General features: G+C 67.9%; 15 protein-coding genes and 2 pseudogenes. 7 read left to right on the top strand and 10 right to left on the bottom strand.

Annotated features, from left to right (window positions below):
• Window positions 1-83: 83 nt before the first annotated feature.
• Window positions 84-1,019 carry an EamA family transporter RarD gene (gene rarD / locus HNQ79_RS30705; protein ID WP_185036256.1) on the top strand — a complete coding sequence of 312 codons (936 nt, stop codon included), beginning with the start codon at window positions 84-86 and terminating at the stop codon, window positions 1,017-1,019.
• 546 nt (window positions 1,020-1,565) lie between these two features.
• On the opposite strand, the gene HNQ79_RS30700 is transcribed toward rarD, so the two are convergent.
• Window positions 1,566-2,213, bottom strand: a complete 648-nt coding sequence (locus tag HNQ79_RS30700) for a DUF6461 domain-containing protein (RefSeq protein ID WP_185036255.1) — start codon at window positions 2,211-2,213, stop codon at window positions 1,566-1,568.
• 754 nt (window positions 2,214-2,967) lie between these two features.
• Here HNQ79_RS30700 and HNQ79_RS30695 point away from each other — a divergent pair.
• Window positions 2,968-3,300, top strand: a pseudogene (locus HNQ79_RS30695) (transposase); the annotation flags it as partial.
• Between the two features lie 30 nt (window positions 3,301-3,330).
• On the opposite strand, the gene HNQ79_RS30690 reads toward HNQ79_RS30695, so the two are convergent.
• Window positions 3,331-3,738, bottom strand: coding sequence for a hypothetical protein (locus HNQ79_RS30690; RefSeq protein ID WP_229923508.1), 408 nt, complete (start codon window positions 3,736-3,738; stop codon window positions 3,331-3,333).
• 324 nt (window positions 3,739-4,062) lie between these two features.
• Between HNQ79_RS30690 and HNQ79_RS30685 the strand changes: the two genes are divergently transcribed.
• On the top strand, window positions 4,063-4,266 hold the full coding sequence (locus tag HNQ79_RS30685; RefSeq protein WP_185036254.1) for a DUF6417 family protein: 204 nt from the start codon (window positions 4,063-4,065) through the stop codon (window positions 4,264-4,266).
• Between the two features lie 678 nt (window positions 4,267-4,944).
• Window positions 4,945-5,235, top strand: a pseudogene (locus HNQ79_RS34870) (GNAT family N-acetyltransferase); the annotation flags it as partial.
• A gap of 223 nt (window positions 5,236-5,458) precedes the next feature.
• Here the strand turns inward: HNQ79_RS34870 and HNQ79_RS30675 are convergent.
• Both HNQ79_RS30675 and HNQ79_RS30670 read right to left on the bottom strand, forming a co-directional pair.
• Complete coding sequence (locus HNQ79_RS30675) at window positions 5,459-6,004, bottom strand: GNAT family N-acetyltransferase (RefSeq protein WP_185036253.1); 546 nt, start codon at window positions 6,002-6,004, stop codon at window positions 5,459-5,461.
• An 86-nt stretch (window positions 6,005-6,090) separates the two neighbouring features.
• A protein-coding gene (locus HNQ79_RS30670) for an IS5 family transposase (RefSeq protein WP_221508319.1) occupies window positions 6,091-6,899 on the bottom strand; the annotation gives its coding sequence in 2 pieces (ribosomal slippage) (window positions 6,091-6,551 and window positions 6,551-6,899; 810 coding nt in all).
• Window positions 6,900-7,644: 745 nt separating this feature from the next.
• Between HNQ79_RS30670 and HNQ79_RS30665 the strand changes: the two genes are divergently transcribed.
• A complete protein-coding gene (locus HNQ79_RS30665) occupies window positions 7,645-8,037 on the top strand; it encodes a sigma-70 family RNA polymerase sigma factor (protein WP_185036251.1) in 393 nt (130 codons plus the stop codon).
• 232 nt (window positions 8,038-8,269) lie between these two features.
• On the opposite strand, the gene HNQ79_RS30660 is transcribed toward HNQ79_RS30665, so the two are convergent.
• The 6 genes from HNQ79_RS30660 to HNQ79_RS30635 all read right to left on the bottom strand — a co-directional run bounded on the left by HNQ79_RS30660 (window position 8,270) and on the right by HNQ79_RS30635 (window position 14,253).
• The gene (locus HNQ79_RS30660) at window positions 8,270-8,755 is read right to left on the bottom strand and encodes a hypothetical protein (RefSeq protein WP_185036250.1); all 486 of its coding nucleotides are present in this window, start codon (window positions 8,753-8,755) and stop codon (window positions 8,270-8,272) included.
• A 2-nt stretch (window positions 8,756-8,757) separates the two neighbouring features.
• A complete protein-coding gene (locus HNQ79_RS30655) occupies window positions 8,758-9,303 on the bottom strand; it encodes a matrixin family metalloprotease (RefSeq protein WP_185036249.1) in 546 nt (181 codons plus the stop codon).
• A gap of 652 nt (window positions 9,304-9,955) precedes the next feature.
• Window positions 9,956-10,864, bottom strand: coding sequence for a class I SAM-dependent methyltransferase (locus tag HNQ79_RS30650; protein ID WP_185036248.1), 909 nt, complete (start codon window positions 10,862-10,864; stop codon window positions 9,956-9,958).
• A 73-nt stretch (window positions 10,865-10,937) separates the two neighbouring features.
• Entirely contained in the window at window positions 10,938-12,038 is a 1,101-nt protein-coding gene (locus HNQ79_RS30645; RefSeq protein WP_185036247.1) for an NAD(P)-dependent alcohol dehydrogenase, read from the bottom strand.
• On the bottom strand, window positions 12,035-13,411 hold the full coding sequence (locus HNQ79_RS30640) for an aldehyde dehydrogenase family protein (protein WP_185036246.1): 1,377 nt from the start codon (window positions 13,409-13,411) through the stop codon (window positions 12,035-12,037). Before HNQ79_RS30640 ends, HNQ79_RS30645 begins: the two co-directional genes overlap by 4 nt.
• An 86-nt stretch (window positions 13,412-13,497) precedes the next feature.
• The gene (locus HNQ79_RS30635) at window positions 13,498-14,253 is read right to left on the bottom strand and encodes a (5-formylfuran-3-yl)methyl phosphate synthase (RefSeq protein ID WP_185036245.1); all 756 of its coding nucleotides are present in this window, start codon (window positions 14,251-14,253) and stop codon (window positions 13,498-13,500) included.
• A gap of 486 nt (window positions 14,254-14,739) precedes the next feature.
• Between HNQ79_RS30635 and HNQ79_RS30630 the strand changes: the two genes are divergently transcribed.
• Both HNQ79_RS30630 and HNQ79_RS30625 read left to right on the top strand, forming a co-directional pair.
• Window positions 14,740-15,273 (top strand): EF-hand domain-containing protein, encoded by a 534-nt coding sequence (locus HNQ79_RS30630; RefSeq protein WP_185036244.1) that lies wholly within the window; start codon window positions 14,740-14,742, stop codon window positions 15,271-15,273.
• Window positions 15,274-15,774: 501 nt separating this feature from the next.
• On the top strand, window positions 15,775-16,935 hold the full coding sequence (locus HNQ79_RS30625) for an acyl-CoA dehydrogenase family protein (RefSeq protein WP_221508318.1): 1,161 nt from the start codon (window positions 15,775-15,777) through the stop codon (window positions 16,933-16,935).

The following is a 16,935-nucleotide window of genomic DNA, read 5'->3' as shown; positions in this document are numbered from 1 at the left end:
GCGGTACGGGACGCTGAAGGACGCCGCTGGTCGGCCCCAGTCCATCTCACCCTCCCTGCCACACGGAAGGTCCCTACGCTCCTATGAACGCGCGCACCGCCTCCGTCCCTGCGTCCGGGATTATGTCCTCGGTCGGAGCGTCAGTCATCTTCGGGATCATTTTCGTCATCCCTCCGCACCTTCTGCCGCTGGATCCCGAGCAGATCCTGGGATACCGCATCATCGCGATGGTCGCCTTCCTGGCTGTCTTCTTCTGCACAGCGCGGATGTGGGGTCAGGCCGCGGCGCTGGTCGGCCGTCTGCGCGCCACACCGCATCTGGCCGGCGTCCTGGTCATGAACGCCGCCCTCCTGGGGCTGCAACTGTGGCTATTCGGATGGGCGCCCCAGAGCGGGCGCGGCCTCGATCTGTCGCTGGGCTATCTCATCCTGCCGCTGGTCATGGTGGTGGTGAGCGTCGTGGTCTACCGCGAGAAGCTCTCCCGCTGGCGGATCGCGGCCGTGCTCTGCGCCGTTGCGGGAGTCACGGCGGCCGTAGTCGTCGCCGGCGGGCTGCGCTGGCCCACCCTGCTGGTGGCACTGGGGTTTCCGCTCTACTTCGTCAGCCGCCGCGCCTTCGCCCTGGACTCAGCCGCGGCCCAGCTCTTCGAGCTCAGCGCGATGCTTCCCTTCTCGCTCTTCGTCCTGGCGGCCAAGCCGTCACTCGGCACGGTCATCCACCGCCCACAGCTGATCGCCGGACTTGTCCTGCTGGGGCTTCTCAGTGCCGCGGGGTTCGCGCTGTACCTGACCGCCAGCCGTGTCCTGCCGTTCTCCCTGTTCGGGGTGCTCAGCTACGTCGAGCCGGTGCTGCTGGTACTGGTTTCCCTGACGTTTCTGGACGAGCCGTGGCAGTCGGCCGACACCTTCGTCTACCTCCCGATCTGTGCCGGGCTCGTTCTTCTCGCACTCGAATCAGCAGCAAAAGAACCAGCAGCGCCGAAACAGCCCGCCCCTCAGCTCAACAGCGCACGCCCGTAACCCAGCGGCCGGGGGCAAAGACCGTGGGTGCCGCATAACCGCGGGCACGGTGCCCGCCGGTCGGTGAGCCCGGCCTCGGGGTGGTAGTGCGGGGCCCACAGCCGACGGACGCAGCCGGGTTCGAGTCCTCGCGAAAATCCGCCGGAGGCCCGCCCCGACCGCCTCGTGAGCGGTGCGGAACGACGACTCGCCAGAGGTTGACGGCGCTATGTGAAGTACTCCTGTCACACGCCGTTGCGTGACCCAAAGCAGCGCCCCCGTCCGGATCTGCGGGCGTGGGCGGGGTGGCGCGGTGCTGGGGCGACTCTGCGGGGCAGGGGCACGCGGCGCAACTGCGGCGGACCGAGGCCCGGACCCACTTTCAGCACAGAGCGGAGGACCATCAAATAGATCAACGGCCAGAGTCCGGGCGCCCTGCGAACCCTGCCGTGGCCAGGGACTTCACCACGAGGCTTCGCCGATGTCCAGTGGTTCTGGCTCGCTTTTCTGAACCAGAACCGAGAAGTGCGAACACTCTTTGGCCGCAGCTTGCCACCTGGCCCTGGACTACGCAGGTTCCAACAGGACCGCTGGCAGAGTGCCGCTCACGATCGAGTCCTGCGGCAGTGAAAGCCCGAAGAACCCCTCGACGATGCCCAGCGCGGTGCGGTGTACCTCCCTTTCGTCCCGCTCCGGGTCCGGGAGGCCGGCAGCGGTGAGCAGTTCCTGAAGGCGGAGGGCCGTCGCGGGGCCGCCGTCGACCCCCTGGTAGCCCCATGAGGCGTCCAGGTACAGGTTGCAGGCGCTCAGCAGGCGGCCGTCGTGGAAGTACTCGAAGTGCGGTGGGACCGGCTTGCCGTTCTCCTCCTCGTACTCCCGGAGGCAGACGTGCGCGCCGTCTCGCGAGACCGGTGCCAGCGGGCCGAACTCGCCTGGCCAACCGCCGTATGCGACTGCGTACGTCCACTCCCCGGCACGTCCGAGTCGCAGGCCGATGCCGTCGAAGGGGTCGCCGTAGGTGTCGTCCATGAGCTCCAGAAGGGACTCTCCGGTGTGCTCCCCGGCTGCCACAGCGATGTGCCCGGTGCCGTGCAGCACGGTCGCGGCGAGGCGGCCGGCGAGTTCCTCCGGCAACAGCCCGCGGGCGAGTACCACGTGGTAGCCCCCGAAAGCGATGGACTGAGGGGTAGCAATCCAGGTTGTTCCGTCTGTCATGACCGCCATCCTGACTGCTGCCTCCGGCAACGCGGAGCGGCCCCGCGGCTCGAACCGTGGTCGTGCGCAGCACACCAGTAGTCCCGAAGCAAACATCTACACGTTCCCGGAACTCCATGACACCGCTCCCGTGACATATCAGGCGGTCTCACCACTGGGCAACGTCTTTCCCCGGGTGCGGGCGTCGGCGGCCAGGACCGCACACTTTCGACGCTGATGTCATTGAGATCAGACTCGTTTCCGCAACATCCGCAGATTTCTCCGGTAGGCCAACCACCTTCCCAGGTAAGTCCCCCACCGTATCCACATACGCGGCAGATCTCTTCCTCATCCGGCCCTGGTGGCATCTGTACTTCCGGCACCTTCGTCGCCTCTCGTGATGCGGTCTGCAGCAACTTTCGACTTACCCTTGGGCCTTGAGGTAGTCGTCCAGCGTAAGATGGACCTCGGGATCATAGCTGTACTTGTTCTGGTCAGACTTCGGAGCAGGTTTATGCATCGCCTTCGGGGTCTTGTTGCCATCGTAGGAGATGAGAGTATTAGTGTTCTTCTCATACACGACGTAGCCGTTAATTTCCCGCTCTGTCCTGGCGCCCCCAAACCCGGAATCCCTTGGGGGGCTTTGCCGGGTCGAGCACGGAACGATACAAGTGTGCCAACTCCACGTCCTGCTTGGCGTTCTTCAGATCTGGAAATTCCGGCTTGTGCTTATTCTTCCAGTGCACGAGAGCATTTTAGAATGGATTGGATTTTCTCCGTCGGCGACGGCACCGGCCTCCCCACCGCCGCCCATCTGGCCTCCTACGCCGGCCTCGCCCCAGCCGCGAGATCGTCGGGGACCTCTATCCACGGCAAACACGCACCACGCGGGGGGAACAGGCAGCTCAAACGCGCAATGTTCCTCTCCGCGTTCACCGCCCTGCACGACCCCGCCTCCCGCACCTACTACGACAAATGCCGAGCCCGGGGAAAGACCCACACCCAGGCCCTCCTCCGTCTCGCCCGCCAACGCATCAGCGTCCTGTTCGCCATGCTCCGCGACGGCACCTTCTACGAATCCCGCGTCCCCCAGGCAACGGCTGCATGACCACCCAGCCCACAGGCAGGTCGATGCAGATCAACACCTTGTGTCGTCTGCCCATGCCGAGATATCCGCGGCCCCCCGACGGACAGCTTCTTCCGGATCCCGGGCGAGCTTCCCGCAGGCCGCTGCGACGTCCGGCCCACCGCCCAGTCCCACGAGCGCGTCATGCACCCCGGTCTGCAGCCAGTCGGCCTGGTTGTCGTCAGCCTCGGAAACCGCGAGAGCGATAAGCCTTATGGCGGTCACGGTCCCCACCCGGGCCAGGGCCGCTGCCGTCTGCCGGGTCACCGCCGTGTCCTCGACGTCCAGCAGCAGTCCCACCAGCGTTTCCGCAGCCTCAGGAACATCAGCGAAGGAAGCAAGGTCACGCCCGGCACGAACACGTTGCGTCCGCGAAGGAGACGACGCCCCGGCCAAGGCCTCCTCCAACCCACTCGTCATCTCTGGCACGACCAGACAGTCTCATGCCTCACAGAGAAGATCGAACCCCGGGCAGAAGCTGCCCACCCCTTGACGAAGAACATAGAGGCACCCCCGTTTGGGGCGCGGCCCCGGTCAGTGCCCGTGCCCTCGGGTGACCGCAGCGCTTGCGGGCCACGTGCGCTCCTGTCTCAGGTACTCCAGCCAAGGCTACGGACAGGGTCCGACAACGGCCGTGCCTTCCACCGGGGCGCCCAGGCGCCCAGGGGGTGTGCGGGATCTCCCTGGGGACTCCGTTGGCGTACCGGTGCGTATCCGGGCACCGCTGTAGGCGTTGTGGAGGTCATGACTCTCCCCCAGACCACTCCACCCGCGCACGGTGCTGCAGAGAACGCCGGTCCGCTGCTGCCCTTGCTCACCCTCTCTGAAAGCCATGACCTGCTGCGTCTGCTGCAGGTCATCGCTGCCGAGGACGACGAACTCGCCGAGGAAGCGCACTGGTTTGCCCAGCAGCTCACCACCCGCATTCCACCGGAACCCGCCGACTAGGACACCGCAAAGGCGATGTGTGTGCCCGACCCCATGCCATGGACCGGGCCCGGGCGCACACGCGGACTCCTGATCGTGGCGGCAGGCTCAACCGCTCGCGGCCGGGGCTTCGGGCCCGGCCCGGGATGGTGGCCGGACCCGCAGTGCGGGCGGCGTGGAGGGTGTGGTCAACAGGCCGGGCGTAGTGGCCGCGCGGCCCGTTCGGAGGGGAACCGTCCTGGAGATGACGTCGCCGGAGCTGCTCAAGCGCACCCCGGAACTGACTTGGCTGGCTCTGTTCATGAGAACCGGGTTCTGGCACAGATCTTGGGGAGCCGTCCCGGCGCGACAGCCCGGTGTTCGCACGTGAGGGTCTCGTAGACCGTTGCATGGCCTGTCCGTTGTCCCCGGTATCCGTCCATGAGCTGAGGGCCAGCGAGAGGTGGCCGGAGCCGGTACCAATCGATCTTGACGTACCTGACGTGTGTGGTGTCGAGTTGCTGGTGAGAAGCGGCACCAGCGCGTAGGGGGTCGACATGTTCATAGCAGAAGAGGGAGTTTTCGATCCTGTGGAGATGCTGAACCTCTACGACTCGGTCGGCTGGGGGGGGATACACCCGCGACGTCGACAAGCTCTGTCGCGGGCTCGTGAACTCTCACCTCGTCATCACCGCATGAGACGGATCGGGAACGCTCCTCGGACTGGCCCGGACCGTCTCCGACGACGAGCACATCTGTTACGTCCAGGACGTCGTGGTCAATCCGGCGAACAACAGGCCGGGTGTTGGCCGCGCGCTGGTCGAGCATGTGATGCAGCGGTACTCCCACTGCCGATTCTCCCTTCTGTCCACGGATCATGAGTCGTCACCAGAGGGAAGCCGCAACCACGCGTTCTATCGGAGCCTGGGTTTCCTGCCCTACGAGGAGAAGGAGATGGCAGGTTTCGGACTGCCACGGAACCGCCCCGACCTGCGCAATACGGTTCCATAGGCAGCAGATCGTGAGGCCGAGTGCTATTGAAACGGGATCAATTTGCAAAGTGGTTCGAATGCGGCTCAGCCGTAGCACCATCATCGGCACCGGCACCGACTCCTAACGCCTCGCCAGCACCCGCGCCCGAGCCGAGGAGGCGGCCAAGGCCTGCCGAATCAGCGCCCACCTTCGCCCATCGCGCCGGTCCTGTCGGCCTGCACAGCAGGCAGGACCAACAGCATCACCGTTCGCCGTTCAACAGTGCATACATGAACATGTCCCGCCGGTCGGCCCCCACCTGTTGCCAGCCCCGCAGCAGCCCCTCGCGCTGGAATCCCGCGCGCTCAGCAGTACGCACGGAACCCGTGTTCCACGGCTCGACATACAGCTCCAGCCGAGGAATGCCTAGTTCGCTCAACGCCCAGTCAGTGACGGCACTGACCGCCGCCACGGCCGCCCCCTGCCCACGCGCCGACTCGGCGACCCAATAGCCCAACGATGCCCGCCCCTGCTCCAAGTCACGTAGCCAAAGCCCCACATTGCCGACCGGCCGGCCATCAGGGCTCACGACGACGAACGGATAGCCCGTCCTCGCGGACGCCCGGCCCCATTGCCGCTCGATGAAGGCGACAGCTGCCAACTCTGAGTAGGGCGACGGCACGGTTGTGATCAACGGAATGTAGTCGTCCTCGGACGCCTCGCGGACTAGTCGAAGATCCGTAAGACGCCACGGCCGAAGACTGAACCCCCCAGCAGTGAGTTCTGGCACGTGAAGTGGTTGTTCCATCCACTCATCCTGCCGTGACACACGATCGGCTGCACGCAGGTATGCGCGCCTGCTCCGCGCCCCCCGGCGACTTCTTAGAAATCATCTCATTTGGCGAGTCTGCGGTAGCAGATGAGGGTGCAGGCGATACTGGTGAAGGCGAGGAAGTGGTCGGCTTTGCGTTCGTAGCGTCGGTGGAGGCGGCGGCAGCCGGCGAGCCAGGCCATGGTGCGTTCCACGGTCCAGCGGTGGCGGCCCAGCCGTTGCGAGGACTCGATTCCCGTGCGGGCGATGCGGTGGGTGATGCCTCGGTCGCGTAACCATCGCCGCAGGTGAGCGTAGTCGTAGCCCTTGTCGGCGTGGAGCTTGCCGGGCTTGCGCCGTCGCCGTCCGCGGCGCGAGCGGATCGGCGGGATGCCCTTCACGAGGGGAATCAGAGCCTGACTGTCGTGAAGGTTGGCCCCGGAGATACCGACGGATATGGGCAGACCCGATCGTTCCGTGACCAGGTGGATCTTCGAGCCGTACTTGCCCCTGTCCACAGGATTCGGACCCGTCAGGTCCCCCTTTTCAGGGCACGCATGTTCACCGAGTCGATCGCGCACCGCGACCAGTCCAGCTCGCCACGGGCACCGAGTTCGTCGAGGACCAGGCAGTGGAGCTTGGCCCACACCCTGGCTTTCGACCACTCGGAGAACCTTCGATGGGCCGTCGCTCCGGACGGGCCGAACGACGCGGAAGGCAGCTGCTGCCAGGTACAACCCGACGTAGCCACGAACACGATCGCGGCCAGCACCTCCCGATCACCATGCCGACGTCGACCACCACCCTGCGGCCGCGACGGCGCCTCCGGCACCACCCGCTGGAACAACTCCCACAACTCGTCCGGCACCAGCCGCTCAACGATCCCCACCATGACCCACAGGATACCGAGTTAACCAAATGAGATGACCTCTAAGCCTGGGGACGTCTGTCCGGGCGGGTACGGGGTCGTCCGGTCGCAAGGCTGCAAGCAGCTGAACAAGCAGGCCAAGGTGCAGACTCTTTCTCGTAGGCCCACGGGGCGCCACCACGCGTCCGGCGGTGCTCTGCACGTTCGGATGCTGGTCCGGGCGCGGAACCAATGGGATGGACCTGGGACGTCGCTGCAACGACACCCCAGAAAGCGCAAAGGGGCGGCCCTGCGGGGATGCCTTTCTGCGTCAGTGAGGGCCGATCAGCTCGCAGCAGTGGGCGTCGGCGTTCCACCGGCGATGACGGCGACACCGCGGCTGATGACGCGTTGAGCCGGGACAGTGAGGGGCGGCTGACGAGTGCCGCGGCGGAGCTGTCGACGATGGCTCCACGGGCCGGTGGCATACACGCAGGGGCCGGGACAGCCCAACGTGACCGATGGTTGGCGCCAGGTCAGGTGCTGGTCGCCAAGGCCGACTCGGGACGGCTGCAAGAGCCGTGGCAGAGCGCGGGCGGGCGGGCGGATGGGTGCGTTCGGAGCTGCTGGCGTCGTCGCTGGGCCGGTGCTGCGGGGACGCGCGGGCGGTTCGGATGCTGTCGTACCACCGCACGGTCGCGGGGGCGGTCTCCGAATAACATCTAGGCCCCCTGGACTATTTTGTCTAGGGGGTCTAGTCTCTAAGCTCGTGCCGAGAAGGGGGTTGGGAATGGACTTGCCGCGGATCGTGGCCCATTGGGTCGACACCGGCTGGATGCTGGAGATGGAGGGGCTCGAGTCGGCCTACGTGGGCCGGCTGAACGGTGCGGTCGAGACCGGGCGCAGGCTCATGCAAGCCGCGCAGGTGCCGGGTGCCGAACACGGCGTCCAGTTGCAGGTTGACCTGGGCTCCGAGCTCAATGAACGAGTCAAGGCCGCCACGCAGGCAACCGTCGACGCGCACAAGGCACAACTCCAGGCGGCGGCGGAACTTCGGCGCACAGCCGCAGCACTCCGCGGCCACGGTCTGACGGGACGTGATATCGCCGAAGTCCTGGGCGTTTCGCCCCAACGGGTCTCGCAGCTGCTCGCCAAGCAGCCACGGGAGACGCCAACACCCTGACGCGCGTCGGGCAGTCGGGCGGCCAGCGGCCCGGGAACGCTCAGGTCCAAGAACACTTCGACTGTTCCCACCGGCAGTATTTCCGCGCCGATACACCCGCCTGTCATGACCCGTCCACGAGGGCCCACGCCTGTAGGGATGTGCACCAACTGGGCGGAGACACATCGATTGTGCCTTGGAGCGGCCAAGTGAGGGGTAGGAGCGGGACGTCACGGCACTGCGGCGCCCTTGGTCACTGCTGTTGCTGTACGGGGAGGGCGGCAGCCTTCTTCCAGGCGGTCAGCTGTGTTCCGTCCGCGGGTTTCATCTCGCCCTGAATCAGCAGGGCCTGGCCGTCCTTGACGGTGTCCTGTCGTGCCTGGGTCGCGAAGACGTACGTGGTGCCATCGATTAGCCGCTGGACGGGTTCTTCGTCCGGGGCGAAGGTGACGCGCACCGTGCCGCGTACGTCGCCGCGCAGGACTGACGTCACGTCGACCCGGTAGATGTCGGTGGCGAGGTGGTCAAGTTCCCTGCGTTCCTCGAATGCCAGCACCTTGCCGGTGAAGATGTGCTGGGCCAGTGGTGCAGTGCTGTCCGGGTTCGTGGCGTCGTAGCCCCGCAGCACGTGCCCGGAGCCGGCCTGTTCTTCCAGGTGCTGGTATCCGGCCCAGCCGCCCGCTGCGAGTGCTGCGGCCGCCATGCCGCCTGCTGCCAGGGCAGCGGTTTTTCTGTTCATGTTCATCCCCACAGTGCGTGGTAGCCCTTGATGTCGACCGTGGTCGGCGCGTTGATCTTCTTGGCTGCGATCGAGTCGTAGACCCGGTACATCAGCGAGGGGTAACGGCCGGTTCCGTAGGCCTTGTGGCAGAACCCGAGGGCGTGCCCGAGCTCGTGGGCGGCGACCTGTCCGCGGTGGGTGTCGGTGCCCAGCGATTTCCCCTTATCCAGGTAGGCCCCGTTCATCCAGAGGTAGTCCGTGCCGGGGTTGGGGTCCCACCTGCCGTAGACCTGCAGCCACCCGCCGCCCGTCTGGTGGGTGTCCTTCCACTCCACGTCCGCATAGCTCGTCGCCCCGTCCGGTTTGATCCTCACCTGCTTGAGGGTGCCCGCCGTCCAGACCTTCGCCGCGTGTCGACGCGCGTCATCGAACTTCGTGCTGCCGTCCCAGGCCAGCTCCGTACCGTCCACCGACGACCTGCCGCGTGAATCAGGCTTGCCCTCCTCGCACAGGTGCGGCCTGAGCGCCGGGGCTGCATGGACCGGTACCGGAACTGACAGCAGCACGACGGCAACTGAAGTGGCGGCCAGTAGCAGCACAGTTCATGCCCATAGTCACCACACGTTAGCGGCCCGCAATCGCATCGTTCGCACACACCAGGCCTCGGACCGGTACTCAAGCCCGATCCGTAACACCTCGGCCACGCCCCAGCCAGCCGGCGCTCCAGGCGACCGGGCAGGCCTGCGGCGCGACGGTCGAGCACCAGTGTCCCGAGGAAATGGTCGGTTTCCTTGTTCGTCGCTGACATAGGTACCGGGCGTGCCAGCGATCGCGGTGGTGCCTTTCGCGTCGAAGTACTGCTCGATGTCGCCACGGTGCCGCGGGCCGCCGAGGTGGGGAGGAGGAGGCCGCGGACGGCGAAGCTTCTCCTCCGGTGCTTGACGCGCACGGCTGCTTGATGCGCACGGACAGTCCTTCCGAGTCGAATTCCTTGAGTTGCCGGCCGGGCTGTTGCCGGAGCGCGACTTCGAGTTGGTCGCGCTCCTTCGGCGTTGAACCTCGGGTGAGCGCGGCTGGGCGACGGTCGCGGACGGCACGGGCCGGCCTGCCACGGCTGCCCCGAAAGCGTGTCCTTCCATGTGGTCACCGGGACTGCGGACTAAAGTGAAGGCCCTACGGCAACAGCGCCAGCGGTGCGGCGTCCGGTCGGCCGCGTCGTCATGGTCGGCGTTTGTGCGCGAACACCCATCGGTTGCCTTCCAGGGCGTCGTTCTGTTCGGGCAGGGGGCCGCGGCCGTGGCGCCGGGTGAAGTCGTAGGGGTGGTGGACCGACGCGGACCAGCCCTGGCTGGTGAGGTGGCCCACGGAGTCGGGGCGTGGCTCGGGGTCGAACAGGGTGAGCAGGTCGATGCCGATCTGCTGAGCCGTCGTGGTGTAGAGCGGGCTGTCGCGGTATGCGAGCAGGTCCTTCTCGAGTTTGACCTCGAATGCCAAGGCGCTGCCTTCGGTGGTCAGTCGGTCCACTGTGTCGATGAGGGACGTCTCGGCGGCGGGTGGGAGGTAGAACAGCAACCCCTCGGCCAGCCAGACGCTTGGTGCGGTCGGGTCGAGTCCGGCGTCGGTGAGTGCTGCCGCCCAGTCGTCACGGAGATCGGTCGCGACGGGTACCCGTGTCGCCTTGGGGACGGCCGAGAGCCCGTCGAGCACCTGGTGCTTGAACGCCAGCACTCCTGCCCGTTCGACCTCGAAAACCGCGCAGCCCGCAGGCCAGTCGAGCCGGAAGGCCCGGGAGTCCAGTCCCGCCCCGAGAAGTACCACTTGACGGGCGTCGCCGGTGTGCACCGCGCGCAGGAGGAAGTCGTCGAGGACCCTCGTCCGCAGACCGAAGTAGCGGGCGAACCGGCCCCACAACGGGTTCGCGTCCCCGTCCGAAACCTGGTGCGGACGCACCGGCCAGTCGGCAGACGCCGGGGCGGCGCGTACGAAGTGCTCCGCATAGGTGTCCCGGGCCAGGGAGTCGTGCCGGTGGGTCTCGATGGCACGTGCCGCGGCCACCAGAAGGGCGGTCGCCCCTACACCTCCTTCCACGCCTTCCGTCGCGGGGTCGCTCGGGGTTGTACTGACCACGTTTCCTCCGTTGGCGAGTAGGGCAGAGCTCGGGCAGTTACAAATCCCGGGGGCGGGGCGCGGGGCCGCCTCGTCATCCGTCTCCGTCCGGCGGGATGAGGACGGGTTTGACCACGCGGCCGGCTTCGCAGTCCCGTTCGGCGTCGTTGATGTCGGCGAGCGGATACTTGCGGATCAACTGGTCGAACGGGAAGCGTCCGGCCTGCCACAGCGCGGTGAGGCGCGGGATCAGCAGTCCCGGCACCGCGTCCCCCTCACAGAGGTGGGAGAGGGTCCTTCCGCGGTCCAGCGCTCCCGGTTGGAGGGGCAGGGTGGTGTGCAGCCGTGCCACGAGCCCCAGGTGGCCGGTCGGACGCAGGGACTGGAGCGCGTCGTTGATCAGGGGGGCGGAGGCCGTGGTGTCCAGTGCGTAGCGGGCGCCGCCGTCGGTCAGTTTCCGGATACGGGTCGGCAGGTGGGGTGTCTCGGCGTGCAGCGCGGTCGCGCCGAAACGTTCGGCCAGGGCCAGGCGCTCGGGGTGCCGGTCGATGGCCACGGTGACCGCTCCGGAGGCAGTGGCTGCCATGACCGCGGCCAGGCCCACCGCTCCCGCGCCGAAAACCGCGAGGGTGTCGCCGGGTCCGGCCCTGAAGGTGTTGAGGACCGCTCCGGCGCCGGTGAGGAACCCGCAGCCCAGCGGGCCGAGCAGTGCGACGGGGAGGGAGGGGTCGACCCGTACCGCGTTGCGGGCTTCGACGACCGCGTAGGCGGCGAACGAGGACTGGCCGAACCAGCGGGGGGCCAGTGCGGTTCCCGCCGGGTCGGTGAACCGTACGGGGGTTTCGGTGCGCGCACCGAGAAGATTGAGCGGGGCGAAGGAGTCGCAGTAGGAGGGCGCTGCGCCCATGCAATTGCGGCAGCGGCCGCAGGAGTCGAAGCTGAGTACGACGTGGTCGCCGTTGCTGAGGCCGGTGTGCGGACCGCCTGTCTGCACCACGGTTCCCGCGCCTTCGTGGCCCAGTACCGCCGGCAGGGGTGAGCGGCCCGCCGAGTGCCGCACCGCGAGGTCGGTGCGGCACATTCCGCAGCCTGCGATCCTGACGAGGACTTCGCCTTCGGCCGGTCCCGTGTGCAGCACGTCCTCGATGGTGAACGGGCCGTCGTACGTCCGCAGTACGGCCGCGCCGAATCTCACCGCGGTCCCTCCTGTCGTTCCTCCTGCGGGCGGTGCACGACGAAGGGCCGGAGGTTGCCGTGGAGGCCCCAGGGGCCGCCCGCGACCCCCACTCCGCTGTCCTTGGTTCCGGCGAAGGGCTGGGCGAGGGACAGTTCGGCGTGGTGGTTGATCCATGCCGTTCCACACTCCAGCCGGCCGGCCGCCTCCTCCGCCCGGTCGAGGTCGGTCCCCCAGACCGAACCGCCCAGCCCGAAGCGGGTGTCGTTGGCCGCGTCCAGGGCATCGTCGAGGTCTCGGTAGGGCAGCACCGGCAGCACGGGCCCGAACTGCTCCTCCGTCACCACCGGGCTGTCGGCGCAGACGTCCGCCAGTATCGTCGGGGCGAAGAAGTAGCCCGGCCGGTCCAGTCGGCGTCCCCCTGCCACAGCCCGGGCGCCGTCGGCCAGAGCGTGTGACGTGCAGTCCTCGACCCGGACCAGTTGGGGGGCGTTGTTGACCGGTCCCAGCTGCGTGCCCGCGTCGAGGCCTGCCCCGACGACTGTGTCCTTCGCGCGCTGGGCGAGCGCCTCGACCACGTCGGAGTAGAGCCGGGCTGGGGCGTAGACGCGTTTGACGGCCATGCAGACCTGCCCGCAGTTGCGGAAAGCCGACCAGAACAGCCGGTCCGCGATCTTTTCCACCTCCACGTCGTCCAGCAGGACGGCGGCGTCGTTGCCTCCCAGCTCCAGGGTGACGCGGGCGAGAGAGTCGGCTGCGCCACGCGCGACGGCCCGGCCGGTGGGCATCGAACCGGTGAAGGTCACATGGCGGATCCCGGGGTGTGCGGCGAGGCGGGCGCCGAGGAGTTCCCCTCCGGTGACGATCGTCAGTACGCCCTCCGGCAAGGCGGCGGACAGCACGGACCCCAAAAGCCCGGTGGCCAGAGGTGTGTGGGGGGAGGGCTTGAGTACCACCGTGTTGCCGGCGGCGAGCGCGGGCGCGAACTTCGCAGACGCGAGCTGGAGGGGGAAGTTCCACGGGACGATCGCCGCGACGGGCCCGAGGGAGCGCCAGCGGATCTCGCTGCGTACCGGCCGGCCGTCCTCAATGAGCTGCGGGGGCGGGGGCGGCTTGGCGAAGTACCGCAGGCGGGCCGCCGTACGGGCGACTTCGTGGTGCGACTCGGCCAGGGGTTTGCCCTGTTCACGAGTGAGTAAGGAGGCGAGGTCGACTGCGGCCGCCTCCACGGCGTCGGCTGCGGCGAGCAGTGCGGCGGTACGGGCGTCGGGGTCGGTACGCCAGTGACGCCATGCCTCATGGGCCCTGGCGACGACGGCATCCAGTTCGTACGGCTGCTGGTCGAGGGTCTCGCTGAAGGGTTCCCCGGTCGCCGGGTCGAGAACGGCGAACATCCCCCTGGGGAGACGTCGCTCTGAGGATCGCGGCGCGGCCGTGTGTCCCGATGGGTGCCCGGGATGCTGTGCGGCCATCGGGGCGGTCACCCCGCGGTGGTGACGGCGACTGTGTGTTGTGCGGCGTGCCGGTCCATCTCCGCGCGGAAGGCGGCCACCAGGTGCGGCCGGATCCTTCCCACGTTGCGGTCGCCGCCTTCGCAGACGGCCCCACGCACTCCCACGATGTCCGTGCCGATCCGGGTCAGTGCACCGAGGTCCTCCACCCGCACACTGCCCGCCAGAGCGGCGAGCAGGCCGGTTTCGTGGGCGCGCCGTACGAACTCCTCACAGGTTTCCGGCGGCAGGTGGTCGAACAGCCGTGTCCCGTCCTTGACGGCGGTGTCGAGCATGGCCGCGTCCGAGCCGGAGCGCCGGGCGATGTCGGGCAGTGCGAGCGGGTTGACGCAGCCGACCCGGTGCGCGTCGGCGTAACCGGAGGCGACGACGAAGGCGTCCGGCCGATGGTCCTTCACCGCCCGGACGACCCCCCGCATGACGTCGATGGCCTGCTCGGGAGTCGTGCATCCATAGAGGCCGACCTTGATGTACGTGGCTCCGGAGACCACCGCGCCGAGTGCCGCCTGAGCCACGGTGCCGGGCTTGTACGGCACGTCGCCCACCGTGGCCGACACCGGCTTGTCCGCCGGAACGGCCTCTCGGATTTCCCGGATGACCCAGGGGAAGTTCGCGCCGAGTGAGCCCTCGTCGGGTTTCTTGACGTCCACGATGTCGAGGTGCTGCGCCGCCTTCGCGCAGTCGAGGGCCTCCTCGACGCCGTCCGGGGAGATGAGAAGCAACACAGCGCACTCCTTTCCCCGCACAGCCGGTCACCCGGGAAGCCGAGCGTGGCGTGCGGAGTCACTTGGGCATCTTGCGGTGTGCTCATCGTGCGGGCCGTCCGTGAGCACCGGTAGGGCGCGCAGAGACGGAACGGAGTGCTGCGCATCTTCTCAGTGCGCCGTGCACTCCGGTTCTTCCTACGCGCATCTCGCTCCCTATGTCCCACGGCCCCAAGCACGGCCACGGTTTGCGCTCCGTACGAAGCACCGGCCCGGACCGGCTCTGCGTTCACTCTTTCTGCTGATCAGCCGGTCGCATTCTGGGACATCGCAGGCCCAGGCCCGCATAGTGACAGCGCGACGGCCCGGCGGTTTGCCCGCAGACACGGGATTCCGCCCCGCACGGCCGCCGCCTGCAGTGGCTCACCCGGTACGCCCCGACCCGACTCGGTCGGTACGGCCCGGTCGTCCTGCTCCTCTGTCCGGCCTGACGAAAGGTATGAATTCATGCGTGACGAAGCGGTCAACCGCGTAAAGGTCGTCTTCACCCTGTTCGACGCCGACGGCAACGGGGTCCTGGAATCCGGGGACTTCGACTTGATGAGCAGCCGGGTCGCCGCGGCTGTGCCAGATGCCGACGAGACGCGCAAGAACGCCATGCGCGCCGGTTTCACCCGCTACTGGAACACCCTGGCCGGTGAACTCGACGCCGACCGTGACGGGCGGATCACCTACGACGAGTACCAGGCGTGCGTCCTGTCGCCGGAGCGCTTCGAGGGGGCGATCGGCGAGTTCGCGGCGTCCTTCGCCCGCATGGGAGACACCGACGGCAGCGGCAGGGTCGCCCGTCCGGTCTTCACCGGCATGCTGCGCGGGGTCGGCTTCGACCCGCCGAACATCGACGCCCTCTTCGAGGCCCTCGGACCCGATGACGCCGACCGCATCGCCGTGGAGGCCTGGGAGGCCGAGATCAGGAACTTCTACGCACCCGACAAGGGCGGCATCCCCGCGGACCTGCTGGCGGGTTCCGCGGTGGGCTGATCCGGGCAGGCAGGTCGCTGGGGCGGTCAGGGCGTTTGGCGGCGGTGTTCCTGAGCCGCGGATTCTGCGCGCGAAGCCAAGCCCGGGCATGGGGAGTTCCATGTCGGGTTGGCGAAGACAGCCAATGGCGACGGCGGTCCGCATGTAGTCCACCCGCTCGGTGACGATGGCGGACGAGGCCGCGCAGGATGTAAAGGATCGAGGTGAGGGAGGCCTCGTGGTGCGGGCGGTGCGCGCGTTGCCTTCCCACCCCTACCGCACCGAGGTCACCCACCGCCCGAGGTCTTTGCCTGGGCGCAGGACCTCGCCCGGCTCGGTGGGCAGCGTCTCACCGGCGTCCAGGTGCGTCCGCACTACGTGGGCGCAGCGTCACCTTCTTCGCGAACGTGGAGGAGCCCGGCTGACGTGAGCGTTAGGCTGGGGGGTTGTTGCCGTGTGGCAACAGTGCCGGTGGACTGGTCTGCCGATGCTCTTGACCGGTTTGAAGGAGCGGGTGCAGTGGTGAGGCGGTTGGAGTTGGGGGCTGCGGTCTCGTTGGCGCAAGAGATCAGCGGAGAAGTCCTGGCACCCGATGCGGGCAGCGTGGATACGGAGCAGCGGTGGCCGGTGAAGGGTATGGCGGCGTTGCGGTCGCGTCTGGGCGGGCTCGTGGTCCCGGAGAATTCCGGGGGTATGGGGCACGGGTTGCTGGCGGTGGCGCAGGTGGGGGAGGTGACCGGGAAGGGGTGTGCGTCGACGTCCATCTGCTTCGGGATGCATCTGGTGGGGTCGGCGGTAATCGCTGCCAAGGCCAACCGCTGTCATCAGAAGGATTACCTGGAGCCGATCGCGGCTGGAGAGCACCTGACGACGCTGGCGCTGTCGGAACCGGCGACGGGTGGCGAGTTCTGGCTGCCCCAGACACGTATGGAGCGCAGTGGCCCTGACCGGTTGCGCCTGAGCGGGGCGAAGAGCTTCGTGACCAATGCGGGACACGCGGACTCCTACGTGCTGTCGGCCGTCGCTGCCGGGCCGGGTACTGCGCCTGGTCAGTTCTCCTGCACGGTTGTCGACGCGGATACCCCCGGGCTCCAGTGGAAGGAGCCCTGGCAGGGATTCGGCATGCGCGGCAACGCCTCACGCGGCCTGGAACTGCCCGGGGTGGAGATCCCTTCCCAGTGCCTGCTGGGCGAGGAGGGTGATGAGATCTGGTACGTCTTCAACGTTGTCGCCCCTTACTTCCTGATGGCCATGGCCGGCACCTACCTCGGGGTCGCCGCAGCGGCATTGGAGGATGCCCGCGGCCATCTGCTGCGCCGTAAGGGCGCCCGTCCGGGGCGGTCGGCTGCCGCCCAGCCGGTCGTCCAGCACCGGCTGGGCACGATGTGGGCCCGGGTGGAGCGCACCAGGCGGCTGATTTATCACGCCGCTGCCGAGGCGGACGCCGGCGGTTCCCAGGCACTGCTGGGGCTGGCTTCGGCGAAGGCCGAGGTCGCCGACGCTGCCGAGGCCACCGTGAACGACGCCCTGACCCTGGTCGGCGGAGCCGGCTACGGAGAGCATTCGCCCCTGCACCGCATGCTGCGCGACGCGCGCGCCGCACACGTAATGTCGCCCGTGACCGACCTGCTGCGGGTATGGACCGGCAGGGCCCTGTTGAACGAACCCCTGCTGGAGGGCTGA

Origin of the sequence: Streptomyces candidus (genome assembly GCF_014207445.1) — a bacterium.
GTDB lineage: Bacteria > Actinomycetota > Actinomycetes > Streptomycetales > Streptomycetaceae > Streptomyces > Streptomyces candidus.
This window is presented reverse-complemented; position numbering and strand designations above follow the sequence as displayed.

Excerpts from the sequence above, each read along its gene's own strand:
- rarD (WP_185036256.1), top strand. The coding sequence starts at position 84 with ATGAACGCGCGCACCGCCTCCGTCCCTGCGTCCGGGATTATGTCCTCG.
- HNQ79_RS30700 (WP_185036255.1), bottom strand. The coding sequence starts at position 2,213 with ATGACAGACGGAACAACCTGGATTGCTACCCCTCAGTCCATCGCTTTC.
- HNQ79_RS30690 (WP_229923508.1), bottom strand. The coding sequence starts at position 3,738 with ATGACGAGTGGGTTGGAGGAGGCCTTGGCCGGGGCGTCGTCTCCTTCG.
- HNQ79_RS30685 (WP_185036254.1), top strand. The coding sequence starts at position 4,063 with ATGACTCTCCCCCAGACCACTCCACCCGCGCACGGTGCTGCAGAGAAC.
- HNQ79_RS30675 (WP_185036253.1), bottom strand. The coding sequence starts at position 6,004 with ATGGAACAACCACTTCACGTGCCAGAACTCACTGCTGGGGGGTTCAGT.
- HNQ79_RS30665 (WP_185036251.1), top strand. The coding sequence starts at position 7,645 with ATGGACTTGCCGCGGATCGTGGCCCATTGGGTCGACACCGGCTGGATG.
- HNQ79_RS30660 (WP_185036250.1), bottom strand. The coding sequence starts at position 8,755 with ATGAACAGAAAAACCGCTGCCCTGGCAGCAGGCGGCATGGCGGCCGCA.
- HNQ79_RS30640 (WP_185036246.1), bottom strand. The coding sequence starts at position 13,411 with ATGTTCGCCGTTCTCGACCCGGCGACCGGGGAACCCTTCAGCGAGACC.
- HNQ79_RS30630 (WP_185036244.1), top strand. The coding sequence starts at position 14,740 with ATGCGTGACGAAGCGGTCAACCGCGTAAAGGTCGTCTTCACCCTGTTC.